Origin of the sequence: Pseudomonas syringae group sp. J309-1 (assembly GCF_032582135.1) — a bacterium.
GTDB classification, from domain to species: domain Bacteria; phylum Pseudomonadota; class Gammaproteobacteria; order Pseudomonadales; family Pseudomonadaceae; genus Aquipseudomonas; species Aquipseudomonas quasicaspiana.
Genome location: NZ_JAWHNU010000011.1, coordinates 29,110 through 47,418, shown reverse-complemented (window position 1 = coordinate 47,418; position 18,309 = coordinate 29,110). Strand labels below are relative to the sequence as shown.

Annotated in this window: 17 protein-coding genes; 7 read left to right on the top strand and 10 right to left on the bottom strand. The window is 57.7% G+C overall.

Annotation, left to right across the window (positions count from 1 at the left end; genetic code table 11):
* Positions 1-40 precede the first annotated feature (40 nt).
* On the bottom strand, positions 41-1,009 hold the full coding sequence (locus RX972_RS08910; RefSeq protein WP_316874135.1) for an AraC family transcriptional regulator: 969 nt from the start codon (positions 1,007-1,009) through the stop codon (positions 41-43).
* A 105-nt stretch (positions 1,010-1,114) separates the two neighbouring features.
* Here RX972_RS08910 and RX972_RS08905 point away from each other — a divergent pair, with 105 nt between their 5' ends.
* Positions 1,115-2,038, top strand: a complete 924-nt coding sequence (locus RX972_RS08905; RefSeq protein WP_316874133.1) for an alpha/beta hydrolase — start codon at positions 1,115-1,117, stop codon at positions 2,036-2,038.
* Positions 2,039-2,388: 350 nt separating this feature from the next.
* Here the strand turns inward: RX972_RS08905 and RX972_RS08900 are convergent, their stop codons facing one another.
* From RX972_RS08900 to glyQ, 4 genes are read right to left on the bottom strand one after another with little or no spacing between them, the layout of a single operon-like run.
* Positions 2,389-3,159: a lysophospholipid acyltransferase family protein gene (locus tag RX972_RS08900; protein ID WP_122708559.1), complete on the bottom strand. Its 771-nt coding sequence runs from the start codon at positions 3,157-3,159 to the stop codon at positions 2,389-2,391.
* A 46-nt stretch (positions 3,160-3,205) separates the two neighbouring features.
* Positions 3,206-3,757, bottom strand: coding sequence for a D-glycero-beta-D-manno-heptose 1,7-bisphosphate 7-phosphatase (gene gmhB, locus RX972_RS08895; protein ID WP_122708558.1), 552 nt, complete (start codon positions 3,755-3,757; stop codon positions 3,206-3,208).
* Positions 3,758-3,771: 14 nt separating this feature from the next.
* Entirely contained in the window at positions 3,772-5,826 is a 2,055-nt protein-coding gene (gene glyS / locus RX972_RS08890; RefSeq protein WP_316874131.1) for a glycine--tRNA ligase subunit beta, read from the bottom strand.
* Positions 5,823-6,776: a glycine--tRNA ligase subunit alpha gene (glyQ, locus tag RX972_RS08885; protein WP_020292021.1), complete on the bottom strand. Its 954-nt coding sequence runs from the start codon at positions 6,774-6,776 to the stop codon at positions 5,823-5,825. Before glyQ ends, glyS begins: the two co-directional genes overlap by 4 nt.
* A gap of 80 nt (positions 6,777-6,856) precedes the next feature.
* Here glyQ and RX972_RS08880 point away from each other — a divergent pair, with 80 nt between their 5' ends.
* A complete protein-coding gene (locus RX972_RS08880; RefSeq protein ID WP_231674872.1) occupies positions 6,857-7,408 on the top strand; it encodes a DNA-3-methyladenine glycosylase I in 552 nt (183 codons plus the stop codon).
* 38 nt (positions 7,409-7,446) lie between these two features.
* The gene (locus RX972_RS08875; RefSeq protein WP_231674871.1) at positions 7,447-8,334 is read left to right on the top strand and encodes a lysophospholipid acyltransferase; all 888 of its coding nucleotides are present in this window, start codon (positions 7,447-7,449) and stop codon (positions 8,332-8,334) included.
* A gap of 104 nt (positions 8,335-8,438) precedes the next feature.
* Here RX972_RS08875 and trkA read toward each other — a convergent pair whose 3' ends face one another.
* The 4 genes from trkA to def all read right to left on the bottom strand — a co-directional run bounded on the left by trkA (position 8,439) and on the right by def (position 12,938).
* A complete protein-coding gene (gene trkA / locus RX972_RS08870) occupies positions 8,439-9,812 on the bottom strand; it encodes a Trk system potassium transporter TrkA (RefSeq protein ID WP_027901568.1) in 1,374 nt (457 codons plus the stop codon).
* A gap of 164 nt (positions 9,813-9,976) precedes the next feature.
* Entirely contained in the window at positions 9,977-11,293 is a 1,317-nt protein-coding gene (gene rsmB / locus RX972_RS08865; RefSeq protein ID WP_316874122.1) for a 16S rRNA (cytosine(967)-C(5))-methyltransferase RsmB, read from the bottom strand.
* The gene (gene fmt, locus RX972_RS08860; protein WP_316874120.1) at positions 11,290-12,249 is read right to left on the bottom strand and encodes a methionyl-tRNA formyltransferase; all 960 of its coding nucleotides are present in this window, start codon (positions 12,247-12,249) and stop codon (positions 11,290-11,292) included. Before fmt ends, rsmB begins: the two co-directional genes overlap by 4 nt.
* A gap of 182 nt (positions 12,250-12,431) precedes the next feature.
* Positions 12,432-12,938, bottom strand: coding sequence for a peptide deformylase (gene def / locus RX972_RS08855; RefSeq protein ID WP_027901565.1), 507 nt, complete (start codon positions 12,936-12,938; stop codon positions 12,432-12,434).
* Between the two features lie 139 nt (positions 12,939-13,077).
* Here def and RX972_RS08850 point away from each other — a divergent pair, with 139 nt between their 5' ends.
* The 3 genes from RX972_RS08850 to RX972_RS08840 all read left to right on the top strand — a co-directional run bounded on the left by RX972_RS08850 (position 13,078) and on the right by RX972_RS08840 (position 15,934).
* Entirely contained in the window at positions 13,078-14,103 is a 1,026-nt protein-coding gene (locus RX972_RS08850; protein WP_316874118.1) for a LysM peptidoglycan-binding domain-containing protein, read from the top strand.
* Positions 14,104-14,226: 123 nt separating this feature from the next.
* The gene (dprA, locus tag RX972_RS08845; protein WP_316874116.1) at positions 14,227-15,339 is read left to right on the top strand and encodes a DNA-processing protein DprA; all 1,113 of its coding nucleotides are present in this window, start codon (positions 14,227-14,229) and stop codon (positions 15,337-15,339) included.
* A gap of 37 nt (positions 15,340-15,376) precedes the next feature.
* Complete coding sequence (locus RX972_RS08840; protein WP_316874114.1) at positions 15,377-15,934, top strand: L-threonylcarbamoyladenylate synthase; 558 nt, start codon at positions 15,377-15,379, stop codon at positions 15,932-15,934.
* Between the two features lie 192 nt (positions 15,935-16,126).
* Here RX972_RS08840 and RX972_RS08835 read toward each other — a convergent pair whose 3' ends face one another.
* Positions 16,127-17,104, bottom strand: a complete 978-nt coding sequence (locus RX972_RS08835; RefSeq protein WP_316874113.1) for an NADPH:quinone reductase — start codon at positions 17,102-17,104, stop codon at positions 16,127-16,129.
* A 173-nt stretch (positions 17,105-17,277) separates the two neighbouring features.
* Between RX972_RS08835 and hemF the strand changes: the two genes are divergently transcribed.
* Positions 17,278-18,195 carry an oxygen-dependent coproporphyrinogen oxidase gene (gene hemF, locus RX972_RS08830; protein ID WP_099270209.1) on the top strand — a complete coding sequence of 306 codons (918 nt, stop codon included), beginning with the start codon at positions 17,278-17,280 and terminating at the stop codon, positions 18,193-18,195.
* The last annotated feature ends 114 nt before the right edge of the window (positions 18,196-18,309 follow it).

The window sequence follows — 18,309 nt, the reverse complement described above, 5'->3', positions numbered from 1 at the left end:
CACTACTCCACGAAAAAGCCAACCTCCGGGTTGGCTTTTTTTATGGCGTTTTATTGGTTGGATGTTCAGGCGGGTTTAGAGCAACAGTTGAGGCGCGGATCGTACCTGGAGACACGCCCACCGAGCGTTTGAACGCACGGCTAAAGGCGGCCAGTGAACCGTAACCTAACTGGCTTGCGATAGTTTCTATTGGCTGCCGCTCGCGACTCAGACTAAGCAGAGCCAGGCGCATCCTCAAATCCGTGAGGTAGCGAAGCGGAGAAACACCAGTAGCATGAAGAAAACTCTGGGCAAAGACAGAGCGTGACTGCCCCGCTTCGCTCGCCAGAGAGGCTACTGTCCAGCTTCTACCGGGGTGTTTGTGCATCATTACAAGGGCTTTACTCAGCCGAGGATCCTGTAACGCACCTAACCATCCTGCTGCACCACCGCATCCATCTGCCACCCAATCCCTTATAACAAGTGCAGCTACCACTTCGGCGAGGCGCGCAAGAATACCCAAGTGGCCGGCTTTTAACGTCAAAGATTCACGCTCCATCGCGTCCAGCATGGGGCAGATTTCGGGTGACGCCTGTGACAGTGTGCTCGCCAGTAGTACCTCTGGCATGGCAGCGACCAGCGGCTGCATGCCGCCCAGTTCCAACTCCATACAGCAGCTAAAAATAACCGGACCTTGGCCACTACCCTCCTCGCCGCTAAAAGAGTCAAAGGCGAACGGCTTTACGTTGGATACAGGCGTTCTCTCTGAAGACAAAATCGCATGAGGTCCGCCATGAGGTATCAGGACTGCGGTCCCTGTATCCATCCGATACAGATTGTTGCCCGGACTACGAAGCCAGACAGGCCCTCGTCCCACGAAGTGAAACTGCGCGCGACCCACTGAGTTACTGAAACCCACCCCAGGAAAGTCTTGGACTTCTATTCTGCGAAACTGGACGCCCACAAGACGCATGCCTGATAACAATTCGCTGATCAGATCACTTGGATCAGGTTGAATAGGCAAAGCCATTATCACTCCAGGACGATTGATCAATATCTACAGAGCTCAGATCATAGACCGTCCAATGCCGCCTACCTAGACTCCAATGCTCATTTTGAGCATTGGAGTCATCTCATGAGTCACCGTTTTTGTAGTGGATTACTAGGAAACGCTTGGGCGATAGTGTTATTGGCAGCACTTTCATCTCTATCTATCGCAGCCGAGAAAAGCTACACGGTAACCGCTCCGGACGGGGTCAGGATCGCCGTTCAGGAGGCAGGTAATCCCGACGGCCCGGCTATCGTCTTTATTCATGGTTTACTCGGTAGCCGCCTGAATTGGGAAAAGCAGACGAGCAGTCCGGAGCTGCAACGCTACCGTATGGTGACCTATGACCTGCGAGGCCATGGCCTTTCCGACAAGCCTGACGATTCCAACGCGTATCTCATTGGGCGTCGATCCGCAGATGATCTGGCTGCTGTTCTCAAGGCGACTGGTAGCAAGCACCCGGTGCTCGTTGGCTGGTCGTTGGGGGGAGTGGTTATATCCAATTACCTGGCGGCTTATGGTGACGCTGATCTCGGTGGCATCATGTATGTCGATGGCGTGATAGAGCTTAACGCTGCGTTGATTACCTCACACCCGGAGGTGTATGCAGGGCTGGCGTCTGATGATCTCAAGACACACCTGGAGGCCATACGAACATTCCTTGCCCTATGCTTCCACACCCAACCGGATGCCCCCACTTTCGAATTGTTGCTATCGAATGCTGCGATGGCGTCCTGGACAATGACACGCGCCACTCCGTCCATGACCGTGGCCGCTGCAGAAGGGTTACCCAAGGCCAAGGTGCCCGTCTTGATGCTATATGGCGCAAAGGACCAGCTCGTCAATGTTCAACCCTCTATGGCGCGCGCAAAGCAGTTGAATCCTCGCGTTCAGACAAAGGTATATGAGAACTCAGGCCATGCTCCGTTCCTGGAAGAATCGTCGCGTTTCAATCACGATTTATTGACGTTCATGGCGTCACCGACAGGTGCTAAACAGTCGAGTAAGTGACGGCATTTAAACTGTAATAATGGATTCCTGCGCGACTATCGCGATCCTCAAGCGAGGACTTGCATGAGGAGATGTTCCACGTGGAACGTGCATTTAGTATGCGCAGTGATTTTCACCAGGGATACAACCTAGCCAGGCTTACCCTTCAGCGCAGCCTGAAAAGTCCCTATGAGATGTACCCAAAACCGGACATAAAAAAACCGACCCCAAGAGGTCGGTTCTAGAAGCTCATAAAAACTTATGCACGTTTTTGGCTTTTTAATGAGCATCGGAAATAAGCAGTGAATCCAATGGTTTGCCGCCGTTTTTTGCGAAAAAATCAAAAACAGTGCACAGGTTATCCACAAAAATCAGATAACGGCTTCTTCCTTGCTCGACACCGGTGCGGTGATTGAACCCAAGGCTTTTTGAGTCTCTTCGTTCCAGGTCTGAACTCGATCGTTGAGCGCTGCGATGGCGCGTGGACCTTCGCCCTCTGCATACATCGGTTCGCCGATAACGACCTGAATAGTGCCTGGCTTTTTCGCCCAGCCTTCCTTCGGCCAGTACTTGCCGGCGTTGTGTGCAACAGGCAGCACGGGCAGGTTTGCATTGACCGCCAACGCAGTGCCACCGCGAGAAAACTTGCCGACCTGGCCAAACGGAACACGGGTACCTTCTGGGAAGATCAGTACCCAGACGCCATCCTTGAGCAACTCATCGCCCTTCTTGGCGATTTGTTTGAGTGCTGCTTTTGGGTTCTCACGATCAATTGCGATAGGACGCAGCATGGCCATTGCCCAGCCAAAGAACGGGACATACAGAAGTTCACGCTTGAGCACCTGGCTTAGCGGCGAGAAGTACTGTGACAGGAAGAACGTTTCCCACGTGCTCTGGTGGTTGGAGATGATCACGCAGGGCGTCTTGGGGACATTTTCTGCGCCGGTCACTTCAACCCGGATGTTGAGGAATACGCGCGTCAACCAGATTGCGCAGCGGCACCAGTAAACGTTGATGAAACGATAGCGAGCCTTGAAGGGCAGGAACGGTGCGATAAAGAAGCTTAACGTGCACCACAGCAAAGAGCTGGTGCCTAGCAACAGGTAGAAGAGAACGGTCCTGATTGCCTGGATGATCGACATAGTTGCATTTACCGTACGGGCAAGTGCCCGTTCATCAAGCGTACCGCTAGTTGTTTTGCGGAGCGCTATTGTGGATAAGTTCTGCGGCAACGGCCGCGAGATCGTCAAAAACCAACGTACTGGCGGGCAGCGAACCGGCCAGTGTTTTCTCACCTTTGCCGGTCTTTACCAAAACCGGTTGTGAGTCGACGGCCAGTGCGGCCTTGAGGTCACTGCTGCTGTCACCTACAAACCATAGTCCCGCCAGCTCCACCTGGTAGTGCCGGGCGATGGTCTGCAGCATGCCCGGTTTCGGCTTGCGGCAATCGCAGCCTTCATCGGGCCCATGTGGGCAATAGACGATCAAACCGACCTCGCCCCCCTGCTCCGCCACCAACGCACGTAGACGAGCGTGCATGGCATCCAGAGTCGCGAGGTCGTAATAACCCCGGGCGATGCCGGACTGGTTGGTTGCGACTGCAACCGTCCAGCCGGCCTTACTCAGTTGCGCAATGGCCTCGATCGAGCCGGGAATCGGAATCCACTCCCCCACCGACCTTATGTAAGCGTCGGAGTCATGGTTGATGACTCCGTCCCGATCAAGGATCAGCAACTTCACGATGCGCCCCTTCCTCAGCCCAGCAACGAGATGTCGGCGACACCCAGGAACAAGCCGCGCAGACGCGCCAGCAGCGCATATCGGTTGGCCCGTACATTGGCGTCCTCGGCGTTGACCATTACAGCCTCGAAGAAGGCATCAACCGGTTCACGCAGGGCTGCCAGACGCGCGAGGGTTTCGCTGTACTGACGCGCTTCTGCCATTGGCTGCACATCTTGATCTGCTTGCTTGATCGCCGAATAGAGCGAGAACTCGTTAGCGTTATCGAAGTATTTTGGCTCGACGGTCTGGGCAATGTTGCCCTCAGCCTTGCTCAACAGATTCGAAACGCGCTTGTTCACTGCGGCCAACGCGGCAGCTTCCGGCAGTTTGCGAAACGCCTGAACGGCTTGAACACGTTGATCGAAATCCAGCGCCGAGCCTGGTTGCAGGGCACGAACCGACAGATAAACCGCCACTTCAACGCCTTCGTCTTCGTAACGCGCACGCAGGCGGTCGAAGATGAATTCCAGTACCTGATCGGACAGACCGGCAGCTTTGACCTTGGCACCGAACTGACCTACTGCAAACTTCACGGTTTCGATCAGGTCCAGGTCCAGTTGCTTCTCGATCAGAATGCGCAGGATGCCCAGTGCGGCACGACGCAGTGCGTACGGGTCTTTACTGCCGGTTGGCAGCATGCCAATACCGAAGATGCCGACCAGCGTGTCCAGCTTGTCAGCGATGGCCACTGCCGAACCGGTCAAGGTCGTTGGCAGTTCAGCGCCAGCACCGCGCGGCATGTACTGCTCGTTCAATGCCAGAGCTACATCGTCGGTTTCGCCGTCAGCCTTGGCGTAGTAGTAACCTGCGATACCCTGCATTTCAGGGAATTCGCCAACCATTTCGGTGGCCAGGTCGCACTTGGACAACAGCCCGGCACGGGCTGCACGTTGAGCGTCGCCACCAATACGCGGAGCAATGAATGCAGCGAGTTTCGAAACACGTTCAGCTTTGTCGAAAACGCTGCCCAACTGAGCCTGGAACACGACGTTCTGCAGACGCTGGTTGAAGGTTTCCAGCTTCTGCTTTTTGTCCTGCTTGAAGAAGAACTCGGCGTCAGTCAGACGTGGACGAACAACCTTCTCGTTACCCAGCACGATCTGCTGCGGGTCTTTGCTTTCAATGTTCGCAACGGTAATGAAGCGCGGCAGCAACTTGCCGTCGGCATCCAGCAGGCAGAAATACTTCTGGTTGTCCTGCATGGTGGTGATCAGGGCTTCTTGCGGCACTTCCAGGAAGCGCTCTTCGAACGAACACACCAGCGGAACCGGCCACTCGACCAGCGAAGTCACTTCGTCCAGCAGGCTTGGCGGCACGATGGCAGTGCCTTCGTGCTGGGTCGCGAGCTCGTCGACGCGCTTGGTGATCAGTTGGCGACGTTCGTTGAAGTCAGCCAATACGTACGCATTGCGCAGATCGCTCAGGTAGCTGGCTGGCGAGGTGATGCGAACGCTTTCCGGGTGATGGAAGCGATGACCACGTGATTCCCGGCCTGCGGTTTGAGCCAGGATTGTGCAGTCGATGACCTGATCGCCGAACAGCATGACCAGCCACTGGGTTGGACGCACGAACTCTTCCTTGCGAGCACCCCAGCGCATGCGCTTGGGGATCGGCAGGTCGTTCAGGGAGTCTTCAACGATAGTCGGCAGCAGGCTCGCGGTGGGTTTGCCTGCGATGCTCTGGCTGTAACGCAGCTTGGGGCCGCTCTGATCAATTTCGCTCAGATCAACGCCGCACTTCTTGGCAAAACCCAGGGCAGCCTGAGTCGGGTTGCCTTCAGCATCGAAAGCCGCCTGACGTGGCGGACCGTCAAGGTTGATGCTGCGATCCGGCTGTTGCGTGGACAGCTCGGTGATCAATACAGCCAGACGACGAGGTGCGCCATACACCTGCTTGGCGCTGTACGTCAGGCCTGCAGACTGCAGGCCTTTTTCGATACCGGCCAGGAAGGCGTCAGCCAACGTGTTGAGCGCTTTTGGCGGCAGCTCTTCGGTGCCCAGTTCAACCAGAAAATCTTGAGCACTCATTGTTGCGCCTCCAGCTTGGCCAGCACTTCATCACGTAAATCAGGTGGAGCCATCGGGAAGCCCAGCTTGGCGCGAGCCATCAGATAAGCCTGGGCAACCGAACGAGCCAGGGTACGAACGCGCAGGATGTACTGCTGACGAGCAGTTACCGAGATAGCGCGACGGGCATCCAGCAGGTTGAAGGTATGGGAAGCCTTCAGAACCATTTCGTAGCTTGGCAGCGGCAACGGCTGATCCAGTTCGATCAGGCGCTTGGCCTCGCTTTCGTAGAAATCAAACAGTTCGAACAGCTTGTCGACGTTCGCGTGCTCGAAGTTGTAAGTCGATTGCTCCACTTCGTTCTGGTGGAACACATCGCCGTAAGTCACGCGGCCGAATGGACCGTCAGCCCACACCAGGTCATAGACCGAGTCAACGTTCTGCAGGTACATCGCCAGACGTTCAAGGCCGTAGGTGATCTCACCGGTCACCGGATAGCATTCGATGCCGCCCGCTTGCTGGAAGTAAGTGAACTGCGACACTTCCATGCCGTTGAGCCATATCTCCCAGCCCAGACCCCAGGCGCCGAGCGTTGGCGATTCCCAGTTGTCTTCAACGAACCGCACGTCGTGGACCAGAGGGTCCAGACCGACATGCTTCAACGAGCCCAGATACAACTCCTGGAAGTTGTCCGGGTTTGGCTTGAGGACTACCTGAAACTGATAGTAGTGCTGCAGGCGGTTCGGGTTTTCACCATACCGGCCGTCAGTCGGACGGCGGCTTGGCTGTACGTAGGCTGCGTTCCAGGTTTCCGGGCCTACGGCGCGCAGAAACGTGGCGGTGTGGAAAGTGCCGGCGCCTACTTCCATATCGTAGGGCTGAAGTACCACACAACCTTGCTCGGCCCAGTATTGCTGGAGGGCGAGGATCAAGTCTTGGAAGGTACGCACGGCTGGCGTAGGCTGGCTCACGAAATTCACCTGTACTGGGGCTGCGATTTAAAGAGCGGGAGTATACCCGATTCAGCAGCACCTCCACCCTTGGAAGCCCTATGCCACGCTGCTATTGGTGCAACGAAGAGCCGATTTACATCGATTATCACGATCACGAGTGGGGCGTGCCGTTGCGCGACGCGCAGAAGCTCTTCGAGTTGCTTTTGCTCGAAGGGTTCCAGGCCGGTCTTTCATGGATCACCGTTTTGAAAAAGCGCGCCCGCTATCGCGAGGTGATGTTCGGTTTTGATGTGCATCGAATCGCGGCCATGACTGACGCTGATGTCGAAGTCCTGATGCAGGAGCCAGGCATCATCCGCAACCGTCTCAAGCTCAATGCCGCCCGGCGCAATGCGCAGGCCTGGTTGAAGCTGGACGACCCGGTGGAATTCCTCTGGTCGTTTGTGGGCGGTGAACGGAAGATCAACCACCGCAAGGACCGCAGCGAAGTCCCGGCTATAACGCCAGAGGCCGAGGCCATGAGCAAGGCGTTGAAGAAAGCCGGATTTACCTTTGTCGGGCCGACCATCTGTTATGCCTACATGCAGTCGAGCGGCATGGTCATGGACCACACCGTGGATTGTGATCGATACGCGGATTTGGTCCGCTGACGGTTACAATGGCCGCCTTGAGTTTTGGGGAGTGATCTGTGGAAAAGTTTAAAGGTGCCCTTATGGTGGGCGCGTTGCGACTGTTTGCCTTGTTGCCCTGGCGCGTTGTGCAGTGGGTGGGTGCGGGCATCGGCTGGTTGATGTGGAAACTGCCGAACCGTTCGCGTGAGGTCGCGCGCATCAACCTGGCTAAATGCTTTCCGGAAATGGACCCTGCCGAGCGCGAGCTTCTGGTCGGTCGTAGCTTGATGGATATCGGCAAGACCCTCACGGAAAGCGCTTGCGCCTGGATCTGGCCAGCTCAGAAATCCATCGATCTGGTGCGCGAAGTCGAAGGCCTCGACGTACTCAAGGATGCCCTGGCGTCCGGCAAGGGCGTCGTTGGCATCACCAGTCACCTGGGCAACTGGGAAGTGTTGAACCACTTCTACTGCAGCCAGTGCAAACCGATCATTTTCTACCGCCCGCCCAAGCTCAAGGCGGTCGATGACCTGCTGCGCAAACAGCGCGTGCAACTGGGTAACCGCGTGGCGGCATCCACCAAGGAAGGCATTCTCAGTGTCATCAAGGAAGTGCGAAAAGGCGGCTCGGTGGGTATTCCGGCCGATCCCGAGCCAGCAGAATCAGCAGGGATCTTCGTGCCGTTTTTTGCCACGACGGCCCTGACCAGCAAGTTTGTGCCCAACATGCTGGCCGGTGGAAAGGCGGTAGGCGTGTTCCTGCATGCCATGCGCCTGCCGGACGGTTCGGGCTACAAAGTGGTTCTGGAGGCTGCGCCTGAGGCCATGTACAGCACCGACACCGCGACCTCTGCGGCGGCCATGAGTCAGGTAGTGGAGAAGTATGTGCGGGCGTATCCAAGCCAGTACATGTGGACCATGAAGCGCTTCAAGAAGCGCCCTGCTGGAGAGGCTCGCTGGTATTGAGTTGAATTGGCCTTTGTAGGAGCTGCCGAAGGCTGCGAATGCGGTGTGTCATGAAACACGCTTCGCAGCCTTCGGCAGCTCCTACAAGGAAACCACCTTCCCGCTTAGAAAAAGCTCAACCCCACCTGGAACAACCGCTCCACATCGCGGATGTACTTTTTATCCACAAGGAACATGATCACGTGGTCGCCGGTTTCGATCACGGTCGCGTCGTGGGCGATGAGTACTTCGTCGGCTCGGATGATGGCCCCAATCGTGGTGCCTGACGGCAGCGCGATGTCCTTGATGGCTTTGCCGATGACCTTACTGGACTTGGTGTCGCCGTGAGCAACCACTTCGATGGCCTCGGCTGCACCGCGGCGCAGTGAATGCACGCTGACGATGTCGCCGCGGCGCACGTGAGCCAGTAAGGTGCCGATGGTTGCCAGTTGCGGGCTGACCGCGATATCTATTTCGCCGCCCTGGACCAGATCGACATACGCCGCGTTGTTGATGATGGTTATCACCTTGCGCGCGCCCATACGCTTGGCCAGCAACGACGACATGATGTTGGCTTCATCGTCGTTGGTCAGGGCCAGGAACAGATCGGTGTTGGCGATGTTCTCTTCCAGCAGGAGATCACGGTCTGAAGCGCTGCCTTGCAGCACGACGGTGCTGTTAAGCGATTCCGACAGATGCCGACAACGGGCCGGGTTCATCTCGATGATCTTGACCTGATAGCGGCTCTCGATGGCTTCCGCCAGGCGCTCGCCGATATGCCCTCCGCCCGCGATGACGATGCGTTTGTAGTTCTCGTCCAGACGGCGCATCTCGCTCATGACGGCACGAATGTCTGCCTTGGCGGCGATGAAGAACACCTCATCGTCCGCTTCGATAACCGTGTCGCCTTGCGGCAGGATCGGCCGGTCACGTCGGAAGATGGCGGCTACCCGCATGTCGACATTGGGCATGTGTTCACGCAACTGGCGCAGTTGCTGACCGACCAGCGGTCCGCCGTAATAGGCTTTTACTGCAACCAGTTGTGCTTTGCCGCCTGCAAAATCGATCACCTGCAGTGAGCCGGGGTATTCGATCAGACGCTTGATGTAGTTGGTGACGACCTGCTCGGGACTGATCAGCACGTCAACGGGAATGGCATCGTTGTCGAACAGACCTGCACGGGTCAGATAGGCCGCTTCCCGCACTCGAGCAATCTTGGTGGGAGTGTGGAACAGCGTGTAGGCGACCTGGCAGGCAACCATGTTGGTTTCGTCGCTGTTGGTCACTGCCACCAGCATGTCGGCATCATCTGCACCGGCCTGACGGAGTACGGTCGGGAACGAGCCACGGCCCTGCACCGTGCGGATATCCAGGCGATCGCCCAGATCACGCAACCGGTCGCCATCGGTGTCGACCACGGTGATGTCGTTGGCTTCGCTGGCGAGGTGCTCAGCCAGCGTACCGCCAACCTGCCCTGCGCCGAGGATGATGATTTTCAATCAGTAATTCCTTGAAAGTTAATCGCAGGGATCTGTGGGTGATAGAAATACTGTGGGAGCGAATTTATTCGCGAAGAGGCCAGTACATTCGGCAAATATTTATCGCCTCCAACATAGCATTCGCGAATGAATTCGCTCCCACGGGTCTTACGACTTTGAAGCAGTCAAGCAGCGATCTTGATCAGTTTGGCGTAATAGAACCCGTCATGCCCGCCTTCCTGCGCGAGCAACTGGCGACCGTGCGGCTGTTTCATGCCCGGTGGTTGCTGGCCGAGCTGACCGGCGATGTCCAGCTCGCGAGCGCCGGAGGTACGGGTCAGAAACGCCTCGATGACTTCGGTGTTCTCCATGGGCAGTGTCGAGCAGGTAGCGTAAAGCAGAATGCCGCCGACTTGCAGGGTTGGCCAAAGGGCATCAAGCAACTCGCCCTGCAGGGTTGCCAAGGCCGGGATGTCATCAGCCTGACGGGTCAGCTTGATGTCGGGATGACGACGGATCACGCCGGTTGCCGAGCACGGCGCATCGAGCAGGATGCGCTGGAACGGCTTGCCGTCCCACCATTGTGCGGTTTCCCGGGCATCGGCAGCGATCAACTCGGCACTCAGACCAAGGCGCTCCAGGTTTTCGCGCACCCGTACGAGACGCTTGGCCTCCAGATCCACCGCCACTACGCCTTCAAGCGCAGGCTGGACTTCCAGCAAGTGACAGGTTTTACCGCCAGGAGCGCAACAGGCGTCCAGCACCCGTTGGCCTGGAGCCAGTTCCAGCAGATCGGCAGCCAGTTGCGCGGCTTCGTCCTGCACGCTGATCCAGCCTTCGGCGAAGCCCGGCAGGCTGCGTACATCGCAAGGTTCAGTCAGGAGAATACCGTCCTGACTGAACGTACAGCCGCCTGCTTCAATGCCGGCCTTGGCCAGTAGTTCGAGGTATTGATCGCGGCTGTTGTGCCGACGATTGACCCGCAGAATCATCGGCGGATGCGCGTTATTGGCGGCGCAGATGGCTTCCCACTGTTCCGGCCAGGCGGCTTTCAACGCTTTTTGCAGCCAGCGTGGGTGTGATGTACGCACCACCGGATCATGTTCCAGCTCGGCCAACAATGCTTCGCTTTCACGCTGGGCACGGCGCAGCACGGCGTTGAGCAACGCCTTGGCCCAGGGCTTTTTCAGTTTGTCTGCACACCCTACGGTTTCGCCGATGGCGGCATGAGCCGGAATACGCGAATACAGAAGTTGATACAAACCCACCAGCAGCAACGCCTCGACGTCGGCATCGGCGGCCTTGAAAGGCTTTTGCAACAGTTTTGCCGCCAGCGCAGAAAGACGCGGTTGCCAGCGGGCGGTGCCGAACGCCAGATCCTGAGTCAGGCCGCGATCACGAACTTCAACCTTGTCCATCTGCGTCGGCAGCGAACTGTTGAGCGAAGCTTTGCCGCTGAGCACAGCGGCCAGTGCCTTGGCGGCGGTCAGACGCGGGTTCATTGCGCCGTTACCGGTTGGCCCAGCACGGTGCCGATGGCGAACTTCTCGCGACGGCTGTTGAACAGGTCAGTGAAGTTCAGTGGCTTGCCGCCGGGCAATTGCAGGCGAGTCAGACGCAGCGCTCCCTGGCCACACGCGACAATCAGACCGTCCTTGCTTGCTTCGAGAATGACGCCCGGCTCGCCCTGCCCTTCAGCGAAGCTGGCGGCGAGGACTTTCAGGGCTTCGCCGTTCAGCGTGCTGTGGCAGATCGGCCATGGATTGAATGCACGAACCAGACGCTCCAGCTCTTCGGCCGGACGGGTCCAGTCGATACGCGCTTCGTCCTTGTTGAGCTTGTGAGCGTAAGTGGCGAGGCTGTCATCCTGCACCTCACCGATCAGTGTGCCATCGGCCAGACCGGCAATCGCTTGCAATACAGCAGGCGGGCCCAGTTCAGCCAAGCGGTCATGCAAAGAGCCGCCGGTGTCTTCAGCGGTGATGGGCGTGACGGCCTTGAGCAGCATCGGGCCTGTGTCCAGGCCCAGTTCCATGCGCATGACCGTGACGCCGCTTTCGGCATCGCCTGCTTCTACGGCGCGTTGAATCGGCGCCGCACCACGCCAGCGTGGCAGCAGCGATGCGTGGCTGTTGATGCAGCCCAGACGCGGGATATCCAGCACGACTTGCGGGAGGATCAGACCGTAAGCGACCACTACCAGCAAATCAGGCTTGAGCGCAGCCAGTTCGGCCTGGGCCGCGGCATCGCGCAGGGTTGGCGGTTGCAGCACCGGAATATCGTGTTGCACAGCCAGTTGTTTGACCGGGCTCGGCATCAGCTTTTGTCCACGACCGGCCGGGCGATCAGGCTGGGTGTAGACCGCGATGATCTGGTGAGGGCTGTCGAGCAAGGCCTTGAGGTGTTCAGCGGCGAACTCTGGGGTGCCGGCGAAGACGATGCGCAGTGGCTCAGTCATGGGCTTCTCGTTGGGAAAGGAGGGAGTTGTAGGCTGGCTGGATGGTTGTGCCTTTGTGGGAGCCGGGCTTGGTCTGGGCGGCATTCCGACGATAAGGTCGGCGAAAATATCAGCTAGACCGCATCAGCCTTATCGTCGGAATGCCGCCCAGACCAAGCCCGGCTCCCACAGGTTTAGCTGAATCAAGCATTCTGCTTGTGCAGTTTTTCGAGCTTTTTCTTGATCCGGTCGCGCTTGAGGTTGGACAGGTAATCGACGAACAGTTTGCCGTTCAGGTGATCACACTCATGCTGGATACACACAGCAAGCAGGCCTTCGGCGATTTCTTCGTAAGCCTTGCCGTCACGGTCCAGTGCCTTGATACGCACTTTTTGCGGGCGATCCACGTTTTCGTAGAAGCCTGGAACGGAGAGACAGCCTTCCTGATACTGATCCATTTCGTCAGTCAGCATTTCGATCTCGGGGTTGATGAAAACCCGAGGCTCGCTGCGGTCTTCGCTGAGGTCCATGACCACGACACGCTTATGGACGTTGACCTGGGTTGCAGCCAGCCCGATACCTGGCGCCTCATACATGGTTTCAAACATGTCATCGACCAACTGACGAATGTCGGCGTCTACTACGGCCACCGGCTTGGCGATGGTGCGCAGGCGCGAATCGGGAAACTCGAGGATGTTTAGAATAGCCATATACGTAAGAGCTGCACTTGTAGGGTAAAGTCAAAATAGGCTGCTAGGCTTTGGACGTTCAAGCGGGGCAACCATTTTCACACCGAGCCGGATAGGACTCTATGTTCACGCGAAGCAACATGATAAAGGGATTCACTGCATGAGGAAATCACTACTCGCCCTGCTGCTGTTGGCCGCGACCGGTCTTGTGCAGGCGCAAGTGCAACTCAGGGAAGGCCATCCCCAGCGTTATACCGTCGTTGCTGGTGACACGCTTTGGGACATTTCAGGCAAGTTTCTCAGTGAGCCCTGGAAATGGCAGGAAATCTGGCGCGCCAACCCGCAGGTCCATGACCCTGATCTGATCTATCCCGGCGATACCTTGACGCTGAGTTATGTGGACGGCCAGCCCCGCGTCACCCTCAATCGCGGCGCATCACGCGGCACCGTCAAGCTGTCGCCACAGGTGCGCAGTACGCCGATGATCGAAGCGGTGCCGAGTATTCCCTTGGGCGCAATCAATGCTTTTCTGCTCAGCAACCGCATTGTAGACACTCCCGAGCAATTCGACAGAGCGCCGTACATCGTGGCTGGCAATGCCGAGCGGGTGCTGAGCGGGATCGGCGACCGTATCTATGCCCGAGGTGCTTTGGACCCTGCGCATTCGGTTTACGGCATCTTCCGCCAAGGCAAAACCTACACCGATCCGGTCACTCAGGAAGTACTGGGGATTAACGCTGACGAGATTGGCGGAGGCGAAATTGTCGCGACCGAAGGTGATATCTCCACGTTGATGCTGCAACGCTCGAATCAGGAAGTGCGCCTGGGCGATCGATTGTTCGCCAGCGAAGAGCGGGCAATCAACTCCAGCTTCCTGCCAAGCGAGCCAGGTAACCCGATCAACGGCCTGATCATCGACGTTCCACGGGGTGTGAATCAGATCGGTGTCATGGATGTGGTCACAGTGGATCGTGGCAAGCGAGACGGCCTGATCGAAGGCAACGTGCTGGCGATCTACAAAACTGGCGAGACTGTCCGTGATCGCATCACCGGTGAACAAGTCAAAATTCCTGACGAACGTTCGGGTCTTCTGATGATTTTCCGTACTTACGACAAACTCAGCTACGCGCTGGTTCTTAATGCCAATCGTTCTCTGGCGGTGATGGATAAGGTCAGAAATCCTTAACGTCATGTTGCAGAATTAATACAGATTCTTGTCGTTGCTTCACCAGTTATCAAATTGTTGTTAACAGAGTTATCCACAGGATTGGCCACCAATTTTGGTGCGCTGCAGATCAAGGAAGATCTTATGCCACTGTTTGAAAAAGCTGCCCATTCGCCTGCCGAACAGGAAGCGCGTTTGCGCCTGCATCGCTTGCCGGAGGTGGGGCCAAAGCGATTCTTCAAGTTGATCAATGCGTTCGGCAGCGCTTCTGCTGCGCTCAGTGCACCGGCTAGCGCATGGCGTTCTCTGGGATTGCCGACGGCGTGCGCAGAGGCTCGACGTGATCCGGATGTACGCGATGGTGCGAGTGCCGCACTGGTCTGGTTAGAGCGTCCGGACCAGCATTTGCTGATGTGGGACGATCCGCACTATCCGGCATTGCTGGCGGAAATCCCCGATCCACCTCCTCTTCTGTTTGTCGCAGGTAACGCTTCGATTCTTGACCGGCCGCAGTTGGGCATGGTCGGCAGCCGCCGCGCTTCACGTCCGGGCCTGGATACCGCGGCAGCCTTTTCGAAAAGTCTTGCGGGTGCCGGATTTGTCATCACCAGCGGACTGGCGTTGGGCATTGATGGCGCTGCGCATCAGGCCGCCCTGGACGTCGGCGGCTCTACAATCGGCGTCCTCGGCACTGGTATCGAAAAACTTTATCCACAGCGCCACCGAGCGTTGGCGGCGCGGATGATTGCCGAAGGAAGTGCAGTGGTTTCCGAGTTCCCGCTGGATGCAGGTCCTACTGCCAGCAACTTTCCGCGTCGCAACCGAATCATCAGTGGCTTGTCCCTGGGTGTGCTGGTGGTCGAGGCGAGCGTTGCCAGCGGTTCGCTGATCACAGCTCGTTTGGCTGCCGAACAGGGCCGCGAGGTGTACGCCATCCCGGGTTCGATTCATCACCCCGGCGCGCGTGGCTGTCATCAGTTGATTCGCGATGGCGCTGTACTGGTCGAGACGGTGCATCACATTCTCGAAGCTTTGCGTGGCTGGCAGGTGGTGGCACCCACTGAAACGGTGCAGACAACCGAAGTCGCTATCGACCATCCGCTGCTGGCTTTGCTGCATGCAGCGCCACACACCAGTGAAGCGTTGGCGCACTCCATTGGCTGGGCGTTGCCGAAAGTGCTCGCTGCGTTGACCGAACTGGAGCTGGACGGACGCATTACCTGTGAAGCAGGACGATGGTTTGCGCGCGCAGCCTGAGGTTAAACTGCCGACAATGTTTTAGTGGAGAGTGAAAATGGTCAGCAGTTGGCGAGTGCAACAAGCCGCCCGAGATATTCGTGCCGGTGCGGTCATTGCCTATCCAACCGAAGCGGTGTGGGGGCTGGGGTGTGACCCGTGGGATGAAGAAGCGGTTTACCGTCTGCTGGCGATCAAATCGCGGCCTGTGGAGAAAGGGCTGATTCTGATCGCTGACAACATTCGTCAGTTCGACTTCCTGTTCGAAGATTTCCCGGAGCTGTGGATTGATCGTATGGCCAGCACCTGGCCCGGTCCCAACACGTGGCTGGTGCCTCACCAGAACCTCTTGCCTCAATGGATTACGGGTGTTCACGAGACGGTGGCGTTGCGCGTCAGCGATCACCCAACGGTGCGTGAGCTGTGTGCATTGGTCGGGCCGCTGATTTCTACCTCGGCCAACCCGGCGGGCCGCCCTGCTGCCCGCTCACGTCTGAGGGTCGAGCAGTATTTCCGTGGGCAGATCGATGGCGTGCTCAGCGGCAGCCTGGGTGGCCGCCGTAACCCGAGCGTGATTCGCGATATCGCTACGGCAGAGGTTGTTCGAGCGGGGTAATTCGGTCCCTCGGGGTCGAACATGATCTCGGGCTCATGATGGAACTGTGGGACCGAATTTATTCGGGAAGGCGGTGTTTCAGTCGACACATAAGTGGCGGATGTAACTGCCCCTTCGCGAATGAATTCGCTCCCACAGGGAATTGAGCTAGCAGGCCCTCAAAGAATCTCCTTCAGGTGTTTGCATTTCAAATCAAGGAATCAAAATAGTTGAGCCAGTGGTGCGTCGGCCCGACAGTTCGATCTGCGCTTTGCCTGCATCCTTGAGGGCAAATTGCTGGATGTTATCCACCTTGATCTTGCCGCTGGCGAGCATGTCGAACAGTTCGTCGGCCATGCTTTGCAGGTTCTGTGGCGTGCTGGCGTAGCTGCCGAGGGTTGGGCGCGTTACGTACAATGAACCTTTGCTCGCCAGAATCCCCAGGTTCACGCCTGCAACCGGCCCGGATGCATTTCCGAAACTGACCAACAGGCCGCGCGGGGCAACGCAATCCAGCGAAGTGGTCCAGGTGTCCTGCCCAACGCCGTCATAAACCACCGGGCATTTCTGGCCGTCGGTCAATTCCAGCACGCGTTTCGCCACATCGTCCTTGCTGTAATCGATCACTTCCCAGGCACCCAGCGCCTTGGCGTGAGCGGCTTTCTCGGCGGAACTGACAGTGCCGATCAGCTTCGCGCCCAGCGCCTTGGCCCATTGGCAGGCCAGGGAGCCTACGCCACCGGCTGCGGCGTGAAACAGGATTGTTTCACCCGGTTTAACGACGTAGGTCTGACGCAGTAAGTACTGCACGGTCAGGCCTTTGAGCATGATGGCGGCGGCCTGCTCAAAGCTGATCGCTTCCGGCAGATGCACCAGATTGGCTTCCGGCAAGGTATGCAGCTCGCTGTAGCTACCGAGCGGACCGGTGCCGTATGCCACGCGGTCGCCGACTTTGAAGCGGCTGACTTCGCTGCCCACGGCATCGACGATGCCCGCGCCTTCGTTACCCAGCCCCGACGGAAAGGACGGCACCGGGTACAGGCCGCTGCGGAAGTAGGTTTCGATGAAATTCAGGCCTATGGCCTTGTTGCGCACACGTACCTGTTGCGGGCCAGGCTGGGCCGGTTCGAAGTCCACATACTCAAGAACTTCCGGGCCACCGGTCGTGCTGAACTGGATACGCTTTGCCATTTGTTCTCTCCATGATCAATCGAAACAGGAATGTGAAAGCGCTCTATCGGACTCCTTCGTTTGCGCTTCGTCAACTGCGGTCGATTGCCAGCGGGTGTTATGCTACGCGCCAATTTCGCTGCCGCCCTTGAAGTCCGGGGGCCAGCCGTCTGAAGTCAGTTTAAGAGGTCGCCATGTCTTCTAGCCGCACTGAGGCCGTCAAAGCCTATCTGCTCGATCTGCAAGACCGGATCTGTACCGCTCTGGAACAGGAAGACGGTGATGCCCGTTTCTTCGAAGACGCCTGGACTCGCCCCGCAGGTGGCGGTGGGCGTACGCGGGTTGCCGAGAATGGCGCGATGATCGAGAAAGGCGGCGTCAACTTCTCTCATGTGTTCGGCACCAGCCTGCCGCCTTCTGCCAGTGCCCATCGGCCTGAGCTGGCCGGACGTGGTTTCGAGGCGCTGGGCGTGTCGCTGGTGATCCATCCGCACAACCCGCATGTGCCGACGTCTCACGCTAACGTGCGTTTTTTCATCGCAGAAAAAGAAGGCGAGGAAGCGGTCTGGTGGTTCGGCGGTGGTTTCGATCTGACGCCTTACTACGGCGTTGAAGAAGACTGCGTGCATTGGCACCGGGTTGCCGAGCAAGCGTGTGCGCCGTTTGGTGCTGACGTCTATCCACGCTACAAGGCGTGGTGCGACAGTTACTTCCACCTCAAGCATCGCAACGAGCCACGCGGTGTTGGCGGCTTGTTCTTCGACGATCTGAACCAGTGGGATTTCGACACCAGCTTTGCCTTCATGCGCGCGATTGGCGATGCCTTTATCGACGCTTATCTGCCCATTGTGCGTCGTCGCAAAGCAGACGCTTATACCGCGCAGCAACGCGAGTTTCAGGAATTCCGTCGCGGGCGTTATGTGGAATTCAACCTCGTTTACGACCGCGGCACGCTGTTCGGTCTGCAATCGGGAGGCCGTACCGAGTCGATCCTCATGTCGCTGCCGCCGCAAGTGCGCTGGGGCTATGACTGGAAAGCAGTGCCAGGCAGCGAAGAAGCGCGCCTGACCGAGTATTTCCTGCAGGATCGGGATTGGTTGGCGTTGGGGTAAGACTTTGTAGCTATCTTAATTTGAAATGCATCTCCCTTGTGGGAGCTGGGCTTGCCCGCGATAAGACTGGACGGGGTTTACTTCAGATCGCGTCGCCCCTATCGCGGGCAAGCC